This window comes from Kitasatospora sp. NPDC101157 (genome assembly GCF_044768255.1).
Taxonomy (GTDB): Bacteria; Actinomycetota; Actinomycetes; order Streptomycetales; family Streptomycetaceae; genus Kitasatospora.
Genome location: NZ_JBIWPL010000078.1, coordinates 1 through 1,007 on the forward strand (window position 1 = coordinate 1; position 1,007 = coordinate 1,007).

The following is a 1,007-nucleotide window of genomic DNA, read 5'->3' on the forward strand; positions in this document are numbered from 1 at the left end:
GCAGGTCGGAACTTACCCGACAAGGAATTTCGCTACCTTAGGATGGTTATAGTTACCACCGCCGTTTACTGGCGCTTAAGTTCTCAGCTTCGCCCCACCGAAATGGAGCTAACCGGTCCCCTTAACGTTCCAGCACCGGGCAGGCGTCAGTCCGTATACATCGCCTTACGGCTTCGCACGGACCTGTGTTTTTAGTAAACAGTCGCTTCTCGCTGGTCTCTGCGGCCACCCCCAGCTCAAGGCGCAAGGCCCGTCACCAGGAATGGCCCCCCTTCTCCCGAAGTTACGGGGGCATTTTGCCGAGTTCCTTAACCATAGTTCACCCGAACGCCTCGGTATTCTCTACCTGACCACCTGAGTCGGTTTGGGGTACGGGCCGCCATGAAACTCGCTAGAGGCTTTTCTCGACAGCATAGGATCATCCACTTCACCACAATCGGCTCGGCATCAGGTCTCAGACTATATGTGAGGCGGATTTGCCTACCCCACGTCCTACACCCTTACCCCGGGACAACCACCGCCCGGGCTGGACTACCTTCCTGCGTCACCCCATCGCTCACCTACTACCCCGTTGGGCCACCGGCTCCACCACTTCCCTTTGCCCGAAGGCTCCGGGACGGCTTCACGGGCTTAGCATCAGAAGGTTCAGCGTTGGCGCTTCAAAGCGGGTACGGGAATATCAACCCGTTGTCCATCGACTACGCCTGTCGGCCTCGCCTTAGGTCCCGACTTACCCTGGGCAGATCAGCTTGACCCAGGAACCCTTGGTCAATCGGCGCAAGAGTTTCCCACTCTTGTATCGCTACTCATGCCTGCATTCTCACTCGTATACCGTCCACGACTCGATTCCTCGGCCGCTTCACCCGGCACACGACGCTCCCCTACCCATCACAGCAGGCGTTGGCCCTATTGCTGCAATGACACGACTTCGGTGGTGTGCTTGAGCCCCGCTACATTGTCGGCGCGGAATCACTTGACCAGTGAGCTATTACGCACTCTTTCAAGGG

1 rRNA gene is annotated in these 1,007 nt (G+C 57.9%); it reads right to left on the minus strand.

Going from position 1 to position 1,007, the window contains the following annotated elements:
- A 23S ribosomal RNA gene (locus ACIRVF_RS42965) occupies positions 1-1,007 on the minus strand; the annotation flags it as partial.